The following is a 14502-nucleotide window of genomic DNA, read 5'->3' on the forward strand; positions in this document are numbered from 1 at the left end:
CGATTCAACGTCTTTCCTCCGGCTGCAAATATCGGAAGGAAAAACCGTTTTTTGCAAGCACCAAGAAAGTGAAAAAGTAGTACAGAAACGCGGTATGGATGAGCGGCTCTTCGGCGGCGAAGGAGAGCAGAAGCATCGCGGCAAAAACCGCCTTGAGTGCACTGGGAAGACCGGCCTCGCCGCTTCCGTCCGGTGTTTTGCGTCTCTGGAAAATCCAACGGCCCGTGCAGAAAAGAAAGATGAAATAACCAGCCAAGCCGACGATGCCGGTCTCAAGGAATAAACGAACCGCGTCGTTATGGGCCGCGAAGCCCTGTCCCTCTTCCGTTCTCCAAGGCGTAATTTTCTCGGTGGTCAAAAGCCCCCAGCCGGTGATGGGATGCTCCTTGGCATACTGCAAAAGCACATACCAGTGCAACACGCGCCAAGACATCGAGTTGGAAATTTCGCGGGCATTCAATTCCTCCGCCAGTTCCATTTGGGCCAATTGGCTGAATCGGTGGCGCCAGTTTTCGGAAAAAAGTCCGAGGGCGGGCAAAAGCACAAGGAGCAAAATCAACCCGGCGCGATTTTTTTGGGACTGCCAGAAATGAACGGCGAAAACCAACCCGGTGGCCGCCAAAGCCCCCATGCTGAAAGTCAAAAATTGGGCGTATAGAAGCAGAGCAAGCAGAAATTTCTTCCCCAACAAGGGGGAGCTTCGGTTCCACGACAAAACAACGGCGATGAAAACGGTCAAGTACAGCGAAAAAGTGTTGGGATGAAAGAGAGTGCCGAAAATCCGGTTTTGGCCATCTGTGGAGACGGTGTTGCCCGTACCGGTTGCCGCTTGATAGAATCCAACCACCAATGGAACAGCCAGGGAGGCAAGAGCGGCATAAAACAACTTTTTCATTTCGGCCGGGGTTTTGAAGAAGATCAGAAGGGAAATTATAAGGCTGAAAAGAGAGGAAAGGCGGATTGCTTCCTTCAGCGCGATGGCTCCGTCCGATCCAAAATGACGGAAGGCCGCGAATATGGCCGGGGTGGAAAGCAGAAGAAAGAGGGCAAAGCCTTTGGCCACCGGGAAGCCGAAGATTTTTTCTTTGTTGACGCAATGAAAAGGGGTGAAAAAAACGAGCAGGAGCCCCAAGAGCCCGGCGGGATTTAAGCTCAATGGGCCCAAGGAGACAGTCGAGCCGGTGAAGGTGTCCAGCGAGGAGCGAACCAAGACCGCCAGCAGCAGAAATTTGGGATAATCCAGAAAGCCGAGCGTCAAAACGGCAAAGAGAAACGGCACGACGAGAACCGTTTTAGGGCCGAACTGAAACGAGAGCCAAGCCGTCAGCGAAAAGCCGGCGGTCAGTCCAAAAAAGCGGAAAAGTTCAATTCCGGCCGGAAATTTACGGCTTGCGAGCAGGGAGACGTTCATACGATACTTGTTGGGAGGGCCATCCATCCCCGGCCCCTGCGGAGAGGTAATAGTTGAATGTTTTTTTCAGCCCCTCTTCCAGCGTCGTACCGTAACTCCAGCCGAGGCGGCGACAGATTCTAGATACATCAGCCTGGCTTTTTTTCGGCTCCAAAACGGGGGGAGCATACATCACGGCGGGATTTTTACCGGCCAGCTTGAAGATTTTTTTCGTCACTTCGTTGACTGACATGCTATTAGAAGCCCCCACGTTAAAAACCTGGCCATAGCAGCCGGCCTTATCGGTTTCTGCGGCCAGCAAATTGGCCTCAACGGCCGCAGAAACGTAGGTAAAGTCACGGCTCTGTTCTCCATCCCCGAAGATTATGGGGGGCTGGTTTTGGGAAATCAGGCGGATGAACTTGGGGATGAGTCCCGCGTACTCCCCATCTGGGTTTTGGCGTGGGCCGAAGATGTTGAAATAGCGAAGACAAATCGTCTCCAGTCCGTAGACCGTGTGGTAGAGCCGGCAATATTGTTCCCCGGCCAGTTTTTGCAGGGCATATGGGGAGATGGGGTTGGGCTCCATTTTTTCCACCAGCGGCAGCCGGGTCTGCTCCCCGTACACGGAGGAGCTGGAGGAGAAAACAAAACGCCGAACATTGTAACGCCGGCAGTGCTCCAGCAAATTGACCGTGCCGTTGACGTTAACCTGGTGGGACAAAAGCGGGTTTTTTATGGAAAACTGCACCCGCGGAAGGGCGGCCAAGTGCAGAACAACCGACGGCTTTTCCTTTTCGAAAAGTTCGGACAGGTCCTCACAGATATTTTTCTTGTAGACCGTCAAGCTACCGTTTCGGCTGTGATGGGCCAGATTTTGTTCCTGCCCAGTGGAAAAGTCGTCCAGAACGACTGCGGTGTGTCCCCGGTCCAACAACCCGTCCACCATGTGGCTGCCGATGAACCCGGCGCCGCCGGTCACCAGAATTTTCATAAGTCCCCCCTTTGCGTTTTGGAAACGGTTGTCCCCGCGCCGAGCAGTTCGGCAATCAAATCGGCCGTTTTTTGGGCGGTTTGGGCAAAGTTGAATTCGACTGCCCGTTTTTTCCCTTCTTGACGAAGTCGGTCGGAAAGCTCCCGGTCGGTCGCAAGATGCAGAATGCCTTCTTTGATTGCCGTTTCTTCGTTCGGGTTCACCAACAGCGCCGCATCCCCCGCGACCTCCGGCAGGGCCGAGGTTTTGGAAGTCAAAACCGGAGTTCCGGCGGCCATCGCCTCCAGCACCGGCAGCCCGAACCCTTCGTAAAGCGAAGGGAAAAGAAAAGCGTCAGCATGTTGGTAGAGGGCGGCCAATTTTTGTCGTGTAACGTAACCCAAAAAATGAACGCGGTTTTCCTTGTCAAGGGTGCAGATTTCGGCTTTGATCTCCTCCGCTTTCCAGCCGTCCCCCCCGGCAATCAAAAGATGATGGGGCAGGTCGGCTTCCTTAACGGCCAAAAGAAAGGCCCCAGCCAGTGCTACAAAATTTTTACGGGGCTGAATCATCCCGTTGGAAAAGAAGTACGGACGGGAAAGGGGTTTTTCAGTTGTTTCCCGGCTGAAAAACTCGGCGTCCACTCCCAGCGGGATGATTTGGCAATTCTCTTCAGGATAGGAAAAAAGCTCGCACAAATCGGCGCGGGTCGATTGGGAATAAACCACCAGCCGGTCGGAGCGTTCCAATCCCTGCCGGATGGCATCGAGCCGGCGGGCACGGAAGCTGCCGGAGTAGGCGCCGTCCAGCCGGAAGCTGGATAAATCATGCAGTACCATCACCTTCTTTTGTTTTTTGGAAAGGGCTGGCAATTCCGAATTGGTGGCAAAAAACAGGTCGATGTTGGAAAGCCCCAACAGTTTCTGTCCCCAGCCGAAATCCCATACGGTTTTGGCCGCACGCATCGGCAAAAAGGCGCGCTTCAACCGCCCCGGTTCCGGAGAAGGAGCATCCAAAGCGAACGGGCGGTGGGAAAAAACGAAATAATAAGGGAGAAAAGGCAGTTCGAGTTTTTCCAGTTCCTCCGCAAGATGGTAGGTATAATACGAGATGCCGGAGGGAGGAGCCCAGCAAAGCGGCGAGAGATCGAAACCGACGGCCGGTTTCACTTCACGACCTCCAACTCGAACTCGATCGTAGAAATCGGATACCAGAACATCAACCGCCCTTCAAACTTTGATTTGTTGCGATTGGCCCATTTAAGAATCAGCGGATCGAACCAGAAACGCTTGGGACGGCTATAGCGGCAATCGTTCAGCTTGAAGCGGGCGTCCGAATAGCGGAAGGCATACGCCCCGGTCCCTTCAATGAAGTAGTCGAAGCTTTTGGAAACGAAAGCCCGGCGGTGGGTCGGGTCGGCGTAGAAATCGGGACTGGAGGCGAAGGGGGCATGCACGTAAATACTGCCGCCCGGCTTGGTTATGCGATGGATCTCTTCCATCACCCCGACGAAATTGTCCAGATGCTCCAGGATATCTTTGCAGATGACCCGGTCGAAGGTGTCGGTTTGAAACGGATAAGGAAGCCGGTTCAAGTTAGCAATCACGTCGGCTTGGGAGCGGCGGTTTAGGTCCGCGCCAACGGCGCCGGCATGCTTGGCCCGTCCGCAACCCAAATCCAAAACCCGCGTCTCGGTGTTCGGTTTCATGGCGAACCCCCCCGGCGGTTCAAAAGAAAAACCAGATAACCGAAAGTGAAAAGCCAGATGCCGGCCGATTTAAAGCCAGCCGGATAGAAAAGGTACCAGATGACGGCGAGGGTGGGAGGGATGAAGTAGGGCCAAACCCGGCCCAACAGTTTTGGAACCAGAATTTTTTGCAAAACGGCGGTCTGCAGGACGAAATTGACCACCTCCGTGGCCAAAACGGCCCAACAGGCGCCGACGAAACCATAGCGTGGTACCAGATAAAAATTCAAACCGAGATTGACCAGCAAATTAACGCCCGTGATTTTGGTGATGTCGGCCTCCCGGTCGGAGGCCACCAGCGCATTGGTGGAGAGCGTGTTGGCAATCATGAAAACCAATGACCAAATAATGACCGAAAGCCCGGCGGCGGAGGGGGCGTACGCCTCGCCGTACAAAAAATGAATGATAGGCGCGCTCAAACCGGTAATCAGAATGGCGAGCAAAAGCGTGAAAGGCAAAAAGCCAAAAAAACTTTTTTGAAACAGCGTGGAGAGCTCCGCTTTATCCTCTTTCTTTAGCCGGGAAAAGACCGGGAAGAGGGAAGCGGCGACCGAGGCGGCCAGCATCAAAAACGCTTCGTTCAACCGGAAGCATGCGGCGTACAAGCCGGCTCCCCGTTCGCCGGTATAGTGATAGACAATCAAAGTCCCTACCCGGAAATAGGCGGCTCCCAAGGCCAGATAAAGGGCAATCGGAAAAGCTTCTTTCACCATTGCCACAAGTTCGGCGGTATTGAAGGAGGCCAGCTTCCCTCCTTTTTTGAAAAAGGTCAAGCCAAAAAGCAGGAAAAGGGAGCCTTCCGCAAAAAGCAGGGAGGCGACGAAATAGGTGAGCCCCTGGGCGCTGAAGATTCCCCCCAGAACAAAGCCCAAATATAGAAGGCCGGAGACCGTGTAGGCCCAGACCAGTGAAATGGATTTAAGCTGGGCCTGAAAGTAGGCGGCGAAGGTGGCGGAGCCGGCCTGGAGGAAAAAAGACAACGCGTAAAAGTAAATCAGAAGCTCGACTGGGCGCGGATAATCAACGAACAGAAGGGTTATTCCCATAACCACCACGGCGAGCGACGAAAGGGCCGCCCGCAAAGAGAGATTGGCGGCCACGCCGTGGGCGGTCTGGCCGCGGGCCATCCGGCGGATCAGGGTCCGGTCCAGCCCGAAGTCCGGCAGAAAACGGAAAAGTTCGGCAAAGGATAAGACCAGAGCCAAACTGCCGAAATTTTCCGGCCCCAGGAAGCGGGCCAGAAGGAAGTTGGCCAAAACGCGAAAAACCTTGGCCAGCAACTGGCTGGTGAAAAGGGCGACCGAGTTTTCCAGAATTTTTCTGGTCAAGGCGGTCGCCGCCGGTTTTTGAACGCTGGCCGGTATCATTTTCCTTGTGCGGGGCTTCTCTGCTCGAGCCGGTTCTCAAGCATGTTGTTTCTGTTTTTCCAGCCGTCCGCCAGCCGTTCCAAATTCACCGGGCCGAATTTTTTAGTGAGCAAATCGCGGACGAAAATCCACAGGAGTCCAAAAGTAAAAGCCGCTGCCGTGGTTGTCAAGACGAGGAGCGTTCGCTTTGGGGCCGATTTCTTCAAGGCCGGCACGGCGGCGTCCAATACCTGCACGATCGGAATCTCCTTTTCCGTTTCGATTTTGGCCAGCTCGTACTGCTGGGTCAAGGTCATGTAAGTTTCCGATTTGATGCCGAGTTCCCGCTTCAGCCGGGCCAGCTCCCGGTTCAGTTCCGGGTCGTCCGAGACGGCAAAGTTGCGGTTTTTTTCCAAAAACCTTTCAAGGCGGTCTTCTGCCCCGGCCAGCTCCACTTTCACCGAGTCGAGCCGGCGTTCAAGATTCTGCTGGTGGTTCAATGCTTTTGTTTTCCGCTTGGAACGGTTGTAGTACTCCAGTTCGGCAACGAATTGATTGGCAACCAAAGCAGAGAGTTCCCTGTTGCCAGTCGTGATGGAAAGTGTAATAATGCCCGTTTTAACGTCCATGGCGACCTGCCGCAAACCGGCCAGCTTACGTAATCCCGATTCGTAATTTTTGGCCTTCAAGTATTCCAAGAGTGTTTGCTCAACCGGTTTTCTTTTGTGCGCGTAACGGTAGCGGGCGGACAAAACCGCTTCGCCAATCAAGCGGCTTTTCAAAATTTCCGGATAAAGTAGGGAGGAACTCTCCAGCCCCGCCGCCGTGCCGCTCATATCAAGCCCCATGGAGGAGGCCAGCCCGGACAGAACCCCCATTTTATCCTGCTTGCCGGAAGGCAAAAGCACCACTTTAGAGGTGTACTGGGCAGGGAGCAGGAGGGCGACAATCGCGGAACCGAGGAAAGCGGCGGCGGCCAGCTCGACCAAAAAACGCCTTCTTTCCCAAAAACGAAAGGCCCAATAAAGGAGGAGGTTTCCCTCCGGCGGACGGGTGATTTCGAGGCGGCTCGTCATTTCGTTTTGGCGATGATGAAGAAAGTGGTGGCGAGGCCGGAGAGAATCGAAATGGTGGTTGCCAAATCCCGCGAAAAATGTTTTTTCTCTTCGATTTTCAGCGGGACGATGATGGCGTCCCCCGGTTCCACTTTCTTTCCTCCCACCCCGCCGGCGATGACCCGGCCGCTGGCCTTGACCAAGCGGGTTTCCTTTTTGTCGGCATTCGGCGTAAAACCGCCCGCTTTTTTGATGTAGTGATTGACCGATTTTCCCCGCTCGTAGCCGATGGTGCCCACCGAAGCGACCGCCCCCAAAACCTGTACGCCGGAGGGGAAGTCCGGCACGAAGACTTCGTCGCCGTCCCGCAACCCGAGATTTCCCTTTTTCCCCTTGCTTTTGAACAACTCAACCGGCTCGAATATGATGCGGGAGATTTTGTCCGTATCCACTGGAACGGTAGGGGGCGCTTCCACATTTCCCAGCGTGTCCCGCTCCAAAAGCTGGGTGTTGGCAATCAAGGCCGGCAGGTTCTGGCGTTCGAGGATTTGGGCAATGGCCTGACGGGTCAGGCTGATCCCGGGGATGAAGGCGCGGGGGGTGAGTCCCCCGGCCCGCTGAATCAGCTCGTACAGGGTTTCGTTCTCGTGCCGCAGGGCATACTTGCCGGGGAAATAGACCTCGCCGGAAATTTGCACCACCCGGTGCTCCCGCCAGTCCGGAAATTCACGGATGAAGATCTTGTCATCCTCGGCCAGAGGCGGGTCGGCCTCCAGGCCCGGTGCGGAAAGGACCGAGTCAAGCGGAACGTAAAAAACATCCGAGGGTTTGCCGGGATTGACGCGGGCCAGTTCGGCCTTCAAGAGATAGGCGTTTTTGTTCAAATTCCCGGCCCGGAAAACCAAATCAGAAAGGCGCATATTTTCAAACAGTTCATAACGGCCCGGACGTTTGACTTCCCCTTCAATGGAGACGAACTTTTTCCGCTCCACCTCGTAAATGCCGTACAGGACGACGGAATCGCGATCTTGGAGCAAAAGGTTGGCGGCGGTATCGCCGGACAAGAGTTTTTCGACCGAGAAGGAAACCAGTTCCCGTTTACCATCCGGGTTCGTTCGGAAAATATCGGCCCGGGGCAGGTAGGCATCCGGCTCCAACTGTTCGCCATCGTTCAAAAGTTCCTTTACCCTCATTCCCTCGCGTCGTTCGAACCCGCCGGGGTGTTTCACCTTGCCTGCTATCCAGACCACGTTGGGCCGGAACTGGTATTTCGAAAGAACGTAGATTTCATCCCCGTCCCGCAGCGGGAAGCCGCCGGTCTCCCCGGAGGAATCGGACAAATCCAGATTGACCAGCTCCCGCTGATCGTTTTTCTGCAGCCGGTCCAAAACCACCTGTTTCAAATAGGCCGTAGGCAAAAGTCCGCCGGAAAGCGCAATCAAGTCCCAGATTTTTTCGGTTCCTTTCAATTCGTATATGGCCGGTCTGCGGACTTCCCCTTTGATTTTGGCCTGCGGTCCGGAGACCGGCACATACACGACATCCCCCGTCTCCAATTTCTGATCGGAAGCGATATATCCTTTCAAGAGAAAATCGTACAAGTCCAATTCCGACACTTCGCGGTTCTGTCGCAGAATTTTGATTTTCCGCATGCTTCCCCGCTCGGTCGGCCCGCCGGCGGCGTAGAGGGCGGAAAAGAAAGTCGAAAGTGAAGAGAGGGTGTAGCCACCCGGCTGTTTCACTTCCCCCAGCACAAAGATCTTGACCGAGCGCAGTTTTCCGAGCATTACGGAGACATGAAAGTTAGAATATATTTTGGCCAGCCGGGCTTTCAGCTTGGCTTCGAACTGGGGGACCGTCATTCCCCAAACCACTATCTCTCCCACTTTGGGAATGAAAATTTTCCCCTCCCGGTCGACAGCGAGGTTGAACTCCTCGTCGGCCCGTCCCCAGAGATTGACAAGCAGTTGATCTCCAGGCCCCAACAAATAGGTCTCCGGAACGGGAGTTTCAGGAATCGGGGCGAAACTGGCCTCAGAGCTTTGGAAGATTTCAAAGCCGAACGGCTTTAATTCGGCCGCATTTTCTTGCTTTTGAAAAGAATCGGAAGTCGGAATTTTTTCGGCCGGGATCGGAGGTGTGCCGGCACTGTCGTACAAAGACGGCGTGTAATACATTTTGGAGAGGGGAGGGGTCTTGGGCGGGGAGGTAAGTTCCCCTTGTTTCTTTTTTTCCAAATACTCCCGAATCAGTTTTTTTTCTTCATCGGTTATCGGCTGGGCGGAAAGTTCAAATGGATAGCCGACCAGAAAAGCAAGCAGAATGGTGAATCCTATTCGGTTTCTCATAATCCTCCTATTTCCCGCAGGGGTATAAGGCAAAGCGAAGGCCAAACATTGAAATTGGCGAAAAATCCCCTAACTCAAAGCGAGACAGCGGATTTCGCTTGGGTTTTGACAGTGCAAACCGGCTGGTTTTGAAAAAGTTTCTAAACCGGCCGGAAAAAAATTCTTTTATTAGGTTTTCAAGTAACTATGACGGCTGTGTTTGCCAAAAGCAGTAGGGTTTTCACTTTGTTTTTTTCTTTGTAACAATTCCCTTGACCTTGGGATACGTTCCCGTTTTATTTCTCCCTGTACCGCCTTCCTTGAGGGGGAAAGGCATAACCTAAGGAAGGGAGGAAGCCATGTGCTTCAAGAAGTTTGCAGTCCTGTCCACCCTGACATTCGCCACCTTACCACTATTTACCGCCACAGCCGGCGCGGTCGGCTCCATTTCCGGTCAGGTGAAACTGGAGCATGAAGTGGCTGTGGTGCCGGTGGTCGGTGCCGCCGTTTCGGCCATTTCCGCCGACAGTCATTTTGTGGGACTTGCCCGCGTCATTGACACCCATTTTGTGGCGACGGCCCGCACCGATTCGAACGGCAATTATCAAATTGATAATCTACCCGCAGACCGGTACAAAGTTGTCGCCTGCAAAGCGGAGTTGGGGTGTTTGTTTTATCCCGGCGTCCGCCATCCGGATTCTGCCCAATGGATAGCTGTTGTCGATGATGAAGTTACCTCCGGTATCAACGTCACTTTTCGACCCTTCATCCCTCCACCCCCTAACCCGGCGCTCATTACCGGCCGAGTCACCGATGCCGAAACGGGTGAGGGAATAGCCAACGCTTTGGTGGGTGCCAGCGGCGAATTTTTGACCATTATTTTTCAAACCCGCACCGGCCCGGATGGCCGCTACGAGCTGTCAGTGGCGGCGGGCGGATATTTTGTCCGTGCCGTTGCACACGGTTATCTGCCGGGAGAGCATCCCGGCAATCCGGTGCGGCTGGAAGCGTATGACACCGTTTCCAGTGTCGATATTGCCCTGCGGCCATTAGCTATCGAGTTCGGTTCTCTCTCCGGTCAAGTAATCAATGCGGCCACCGGCACGCCAATACCTCACGCTTTGGTGGTCGCACGCCAGGGGGATGGATTCGGCTACGGCTCGGCTTTGACGGACAGCGGCGGGCATTACCGCATCGGCCCTTTGCCAGCGGGATTCTACAAAGTCGCCGCCATGGCGCGGGGATTTTTCCCGGCGGTTTATCCCGATCCGGTAGGAGTGCGCGCGGGCGAAAATACTCCCGATATCAATTTTCGGTTGCATCCCGTGCCGCCGCCGGATCTGGGAACGATTTCAGGAATGATTACCGATGATTCCACGGGGGAACCGATTGGCTGCGCGGTTGTGGCGGCGATCGGTTTCGATTCCACCTTCCACCATCGCATCGTCCGCTATGCCCACACCGATTCAACCGGCAACTACGTTATTGAGGGGCTGCCGAGGATACCTTATTTCGTCGTCGCCTGGGCGCGGGGGTATCTGGGGGAAATTTACGACAACGTCCGCCGCTTTGCGGAAGCCACCAAAGTGACGCCGGATGCTTCCGGCATCAATTTCGCTCTGGAAAGAAAAAACAGGGACTCCACGGCGCTTTCGCTGGCCGGGGTCGTGCAATCCAACGCAAGCATACCGTTGACCGGGGCTTTTGTGCAGGTGACCGACGACGGTGGTTCGACGGTAAACGCCGGGCTTTCCCTGCCGGATGGCGGCTTTATGATTGAGGGGCTCGTGCCCGGGAACTACACTGTTTCCGCGTCGTTGGATGCCGCCAGCGTTTCGCAGAACGTAGATTTGTCCGGCGGCTCGGTGGCTGGAGTCAGCTTGACACTGCCGGTCGAGGCTGCCCTGCGCGGCGATATCAACCAAAACGGAACGTATGAACCCTCCGATGTGGTTTTGCTTATTAATGGTGTGTTCAGTGACTCAGGCCTTTTGCCCGATCGTGCTGCCGCCGATGTCAATTGCGACGGTAAATTGTCCCCTGCCGACGTGGTGGCAGCGCTGCAACTGGTTTTCACAGGGCAAAGCACTGCGGTTTGCGGGTTCTAAACCAAGCACTTCCGGTTCGGAAGCGCCCCTTTGGGGGCGCTTCTTTTTTTATGGCTTGACGGTTTTGGGAAGATTTGACAACTTGTTTTCATGCAGGGCCTTGAGGGAAAAGTAACCATCGTCACCGGCGCTTCGCGCGGAATCGGGCGCGCCATTGCGCTTTGTTTTGCCAAGAACAAATCAAAAGTGGTGGTTTCGGCCCGGAGTAAAAAAGAGCTTGACGGGCTTGTCAGCCAGATAAAAAAAGAGGGAGGCGAGGCGTTTGCCGTTCCCGCCGACATGGCCGACGAAGCCCAAATCAAAAATCTGGTTTCAAAGACGCTTGCCCACTACGGCGGCATCGGCGTCGTGGTAAATAACGCCGGGTTGGGGATATGGTCGCCGGTGGCGGAAATGAAGACGGAGGATTTCGACGCCACTTTCAATGTCAATTTGCGCGGGGTATTTCTGCTCTGCCGGGAAGTCATCCCCCATTTCGTAAAAAAAGGAGGCGGCCACTTCATCAACATAGCCTCTGTGGCGGCCAAAAGCGCCAATGCCAATCTGGCCGCCTACTGTGCCTCCAAGGCGGCTTTGGTGATGTTTTCCGAATCGCTGGCTTTGGAGGTGCGCAATCATAATATAAAAGTTAGCTGCGTCTCCCCCGGAACGGTGGCCTCCGATTTCAGCGAAAAATTTCCCAAAGACCGCCCCGCCAACCGGCCCGGGCTGGTCAAGCTGACCAACGAAGAAGTGGCCGAGGCCTGCTTGGCAGTTGCTACCCAAAACCCCAATGCCTGGACGTCGGAGTTAATTCTTAGGCCTCTGCGCACCGGATAGCTTTTTGAACCAGCTCTTGACCCGCTCCGGCGGACGCAAGAGGTAGGCCGCAATCGAAACAAAGGCCACCAGAAAGGTGCCGACACGGATGGCCACAGGGTCGATGTCCGGATACATAAACTTTTCGATATAATGGAGCATAAAACCCCCTTCATACCCGGCGCCGCTTTGCTGACGGAAAAAATTCTCCCATATTGTGAGCGGACAGTATTTACCCAAAAGGGGGAAAAGCGAAACCAAGAGGATTCCCAGCGCGTGCAGGGTGCGAAACCAAAAGAAATCGAAAAAGCGGCGGTGAACAAAAAAGGCCAAAACGGTCCAGAAAAAGCCGGTCAACATGAAAATCACCCAGAGAAAGTGCACGATGGTTATCAGCGTGACCAGCGTTTGATCGGACATTTCTCCAAACATACGGTTTTTTATGAAACGGAGAAAGCGGGTCTCGAGCCGGCCGCATTCCCGGGGCAACTTCAAAAAGGGCTTTTCGGGACGGTTAAAAAAAGGTATTTTGGAAAGCTGGAAAATGAGCGTGGCGGCGATAGGTGTGGATATAATCGAAACCGAGCGCATTAAAAAAGCGATCGAGCACTGGGGGGAGCATTTTCTCTTCCGCATCTTTACCCCGGCGGAAGTGGCCTACTGCCGGGCCAAGCAGCAATCCCACTACTCCTTTGCCGCCCGCTTCGCCGTCAAGGAGGCGGTCATCAAAGCAATTGGCACGGGGCTCACCTCCAATCTGCGCTGGACTTCGATAGAAATTGTCAATGACAAAAAGGGAAAAGCGGAGGTGCGGCTGGGAGAGCGGGTGAAGGAAGTCATCGGCAACAAAAAGATTTTAATTTCGATGTCCCACACCCACCAGTACGCCATCGGGGAAGCGGTTTTAATCGACGGGGAAGGATGAAAACGGCCACCTCCACGCAAAACGAGGTTTTGGATCTCTTCGAGCGCTCGGGGGCGCTTTTATCCGGGCATTTTTTGCTATCCTCCGGCCGCCACTCGGCGGCTTATTTTGAAAAATTTTATGTGCTCCAGCATCCGGAATATCTGGTTCGGCTCGGGGCAATGTTCGTGGAGCGCTTCAAAGAGCTTGCCATCGACCGAGTCATCGGTCCGACCACCGGCGGGATGGTGATCGCCTACGAGGTGGCCCGCCAGATGGGAAAACCCTACTTTTTCGCCGAGCCGAATGAGAAAGGGGACGGCCGGGTATTCGGGCGGGGATTCGCCTTGAAACCAAAGGAAAAAATTCTGGTCCTGGACGATGTTTTGACCACCGGACGGTCGTTGCTTGAGGTGTTGGAATTGGTTGGACGGGAAAACGGCGAAATCGTCGGGGTGGGAGTGCTTTTGGACCGCTCGGGCGGAAAAGTCAATTTGGGCTGGCCGTATTATGCCCTGGCCACTTTGGATGTGGAATCATTTACCCCGGAAAACTGCCCCCTCTGCCGGGAAGAGAAACCGGTTACCAAGCCGGGATCGAGGAAATTTTGAGGGTCAAGAAAGTCATTGTCGAAAAAGCGGAGCCGATTCAGCGCATCGCCGCCACCTACCCGGACGTTCTGGAACGGCTGGCGGCCCGCAAAAAAAGCGGGCCGGAGATTTTGAACGTCGGGCGGATCGTGCCGGATTTGCCCCTCCATCCGGAAGTGGAAAAGATGGCCAGTGAGCATTTCCGAGAGGGTCTGGTCTGGTCCCCTAGGCCGGATGCCAAACTGGTCGCCGAGTTCAAGAAACTGGCCGCCGAATACGTGGAAGAGCGCATCTGGCAGAAATTGGACCGTTTTACCGCCCTAGCCCCCATTCCCGGCGTCAAGCAGGGGTTCTTTCACCTTTTTCTTCTGTATCTGGAAGCCAAGGAAAAGGTTTTCTTGCCGGACCCGGCTTTTCCCTTCTTCCGGCAGGCGGTCTTTTCGGCCAAGGGGGAGGCCGTCCCCTACTCCCTTTATGCTCGTACCGATTACCTTCCCAATTTCGACGCCTTGGACGGCCTGCGCGGGGGTCCTCCGAAGGTTTTGGTTTTGAACTATCCCCATTCCCCCACCGGGGCGGCGGCCGACCGGAATTTCTTTGAACAGGCCGTGGCGTGGGGTTCACACAAAAATGTTTTAGTGGCCAACGACTTTACCTATGGAGAACTGTATTACGACCAAGCGCCGTCGGTGCCCTTGCTTTCCGTTCCAAAAGCTGCCAAGGCGGCCGTCGAATTTTTCTCCTTCACCCACACCTTCAATCTCCCCGCTCCCAAGCTGGGGCTGGCCGTCGGCAAACGGGAGGTGGTGGAAAACCTTGAATCCTACATCTTGAGTTTGGGAATTTACCCCTCCAATTTCGCCCTGCGGCTCGGCATCGAACTGTTGAAACGGCGGCGGGAGATCATTTCCTACCACAACCAAATTTTGGCCGAGCGGAAGAAAATCGTGGCCGACGGGCTTGCCCGGCTTGGCTGGAATTTCTGGCGTCCCAAAGGAGGCTGTTTTGTCTGGGTGGAGGTACCGACGCGAGCCAGTTCGCAGGCGTTTGCCCGCAAGGTGCTGCGCAAAACCGGGGTTTTGGTCTATCCCGGCAATTACTTCGGCGAGGCAGGAGAAGGGCGTTTCCGTCTTTCTCTGGCTGTGCCGACCGAAACGCTTACTTCTGTTTTCGTACGGCTTTCGGCCGTGTTTTCTTCCGGGCTGAAAAAAATCCGGCTGTTCGAAAAAAGGGAGAAACAAAGCGCCTGATGGTTCGGCAAAGC

Annotated in this window: 13 protein-coding genes; 5 read left to right on the forward strand and 8 right to left on the reverse strand. The window is 54.7% G+C overall.

Going from position 1 to position 14502, the window contains the following annotated elements:
* Positions 1–4 precede the first annotated feature (4 nt).
* From VNL73_11130 to VNL73_11160, 7 genes are read right to left on the reverse strand one after another with little or no spacing between them, the layout of a single operon-like run.
* Positions 5–1411, reverse strand: a complete 1407-nt coding sequence (locus tag VNL73_11130) for an O-antigen ligase family protein (protein HXF49960.1) — start codon at positions 1409–1411, stop codon at positions 5–7.
* On the reverse strand, positions 1383–2384 hold the full coding sequence (locus tag VNL73_11135) for an NAD-dependent epimerase/dehydratase family protein (GenBank protein HXF49961.1): 1002 nt from the start codon (positions 2382–2384) through the stop codon (positions 1383–1385). The genes VNL73_11130 and VNL73_11135 overlap by 29 nt, the downstream gene beginning before the upstream one ends.
* A complete protein-coding gene (locus VNL73_11140; GenBank protein ID HXF49962.1) occupies positions 2381–3532 on the reverse strand; it encodes a glycosyltransferase family 1 protein in 1152 nt (383 codons plus the stop codon). Before VNL73_11140 ends, VNL73_11135 begins: the two co-directional genes overlap by 4 nt.
* The gene (locus tag VNL73_11145; GenBank protein HXF49963.1) at positions 3529–4071 is read right to left on the reverse strand and encodes a class I SAM-dependent methyltransferase; all 543 of its coding nucleotides are present in this window, start codon (positions 4069–4071) and stop codon (positions 3529–3531) included. The genes VNL73_11140 and VNL73_11145 overlap by 4 nt, the downstream gene beginning before the upstream one ends.
* Complete coding sequence (locus VNL73_11150; protein HXF49964.1) at positions 4068–5477, reverse strand: flippase; 1410 nt, start codon at positions 5475–5477, stop codon at positions 4068–4070. The genes VNL73_11145 and VNL73_11150 overlap by 4 nt, the downstream gene beginning before the upstream one ends.
* Entirely contained in the window at positions 5474–6532 is a 1059-nt protein-coding gene (locus VNL73_11155; GenBank protein HXF49965.1) for a GNVR domain-containing protein, read from the reverse strand. Before VNL73_11155 ends, VNL73_11150 begins: the two co-directional genes overlap by 4 nt.
* Complete coding sequence (locus VNL73_11160) at positions 6529–8859, reverse strand: SLBB domain-containing protein (protein HXF49966.1); 2331 nt, start codon at positions 8857–8859, stop codon at positions 6529–6531. Before VNL73_11160 ends, VNL73_11155 begins: the two co-directional genes overlap by 4 nt.
* A gap of 338 nt (positions 8860–9197) precedes the next feature.
* On the opposite strand from VNL73_11160, the gene VNL73_11165 reads away from it, so the two are divergent.
* Together VNL73_11165 and VNL73_11170 are read left to right on the forward strand one after the other, a co-directional pair.
* The gene (locus VNL73_11165; GenBank protein ID HXF49967.1) at positions 9198–10946 is read left to right on the forward strand and encodes a carboxypeptidase regulatory-like domain-containing protein; all 1749 of its coding nucleotides are present in this window, start codon (positions 9198–9200) and stop codon (positions 10944–10946) included.
* 90 nt (positions 10947–11036) lie between these two features.
* Complete coding sequence (locus tag VNL73_11170) at positions 11037–11765, forward strand: SDR family NAD(P)-dependent oxidoreductase (GenBank protein ID HXF49968.1); 729 nt, start codon at positions 11037–11039, stop codon at positions 11763–11765.
* Here VNL73_11170 and VNL73_11175 read toward each other — a convergent pair.
* Positions 11736–12164 (reverse strand): DUF2784 family protein, encoded by a 429-nt coding sequence (locus VNL73_11175; protein HXF49969.1) that lies wholly within the window; start codon positions 12162–12164, stop codon positions 11736–11738. The two genes, VNL73_11170 and VNL73_11175, sit on opposite strands and share 30 nt — an antisense overlap.
* 109 nt (positions 12165–12273) lie before the next feature.
* On the opposite strand from VNL73_11175, the gene acpS reads away from it, so the two are divergent.
* From acpS to VNL73_11190, 3 genes are read left to right on the forward strand one after another with little or no spacing between them, the layout of a single operon-like run.
* Positions 12274–12669, forward strand: a complete 396-nt coding sequence (gene acpS, locus VNL73_11180) for a holo-ACP synthase (protein HXF49970.1) — start codon at positions 12274–12276, stop codon at positions 12667–12669.
* Positions 12666–13259: an orotate phosphoribosyltransferase gene (gene pyrE, locus VNL73_11185; protein HXF49971.1), complete on the forward strand. Its 594-nt coding sequence runs from the start codon at positions 12666–12668 to the stop codon at positions 13257–13259. Before acpS ends, pyrE begins: the two co-directional genes overlap by 4 nt.
* A complete protein-coding gene (locus VNL73_11190; protein ID HXF49972.1) occupies positions 13256–14488 on the forward strand; it encodes an aminotransferase class I/II-fold pyridoxal phosphate-dependent enzyme in 1233 nt (410 codons plus the stop codon). The genes pyrE and VNL73_11190 overlap by 4 nt, the downstream gene beginning before the upstream one ends.
* The last annotated feature ends 14 nt before the right edge of the window (positions 14489–14502 follow it).

The organism is Verrucomicrobiia bacterium (assembly GCA_035574275.1).
GTDB lineage: Bacteria > Zixibacteria > MSB-5A5 > DSPP01 > DSPP01 > DSPP01.

Excerpts from the sequence above, each read along its gene's own strand:
- VNL73_11130 (HXF49960.1), bottom strand. The coding sequence starts at position 1,411 with ATGAACGTCTCCCTGCTCGCAAGCCGTAAATTTCCGGCCGGAATTGAA.
- VNL73_11135 (HXF49961.1), bottom strand. The coding sequence starts at position 2,384 with ATGAAAATTCTGGTGACCGGCGGCGCCGGGTTCATCGGCAGCCACATG.
- VNL73_11145 (HXF49963.1), bottom strand. The coding sequence starts at position 4,071 with ATGAAACCGAACACCGAGACGCGGGTTTTGGATTTGGGTTGCGGACGG.
- VNL73_11150 (HXF49964.1), bottom strand. The coding sequence starts at position 5,477 with ATGATACCGGCCAGCGTTCAAAAACCGGCGGCGACCGCCTTGACCAGA.
- VNL73_11155 (HXF49965.1), bottom strand. The coding sequence starts at position 6,532 with ATGACGAGCCGCCTCGAAATCACCCGTCCGCCGGAGGGAAACCTCCTC.
- VNL73_11160 (HXF49966.1), bottom strand. The coding sequence starts at position 8,859 with ATGAGAAACCGAATAGGATTCACCATTCTGCTTGCTTTTCTGGTCGGC.
- VNL73_11165 (HXF49967.1), top strand. The coding sequence starts at position 9,198 with ATGTGCTTCAAGAAGTTTGCAGTCCTGTCCACCCTGACATTCGCCACC.
- VNL73_11170 (HXF49968.1), top strand. The coding sequence starts at position 11,037 with ATGCAGGGCCTTGAGGGAAAAGTAACCATCGTCACCGGCGCTTCGCGC.
- VNL73_11175 (HXF49969.1), bottom strand. The coding sequence starts at position 12,164 with ATGTCCGATCAAACGCTGGTCACGCTGATAACCATCGTGCACTTTCTC.
- pyrE (HXF49971.1), top strand. The coding sequence starts at position 12,666 with ATGAAAACGGCCACCTCCACGCAAAACGAGGTTTTGGATCTCTTCGAG.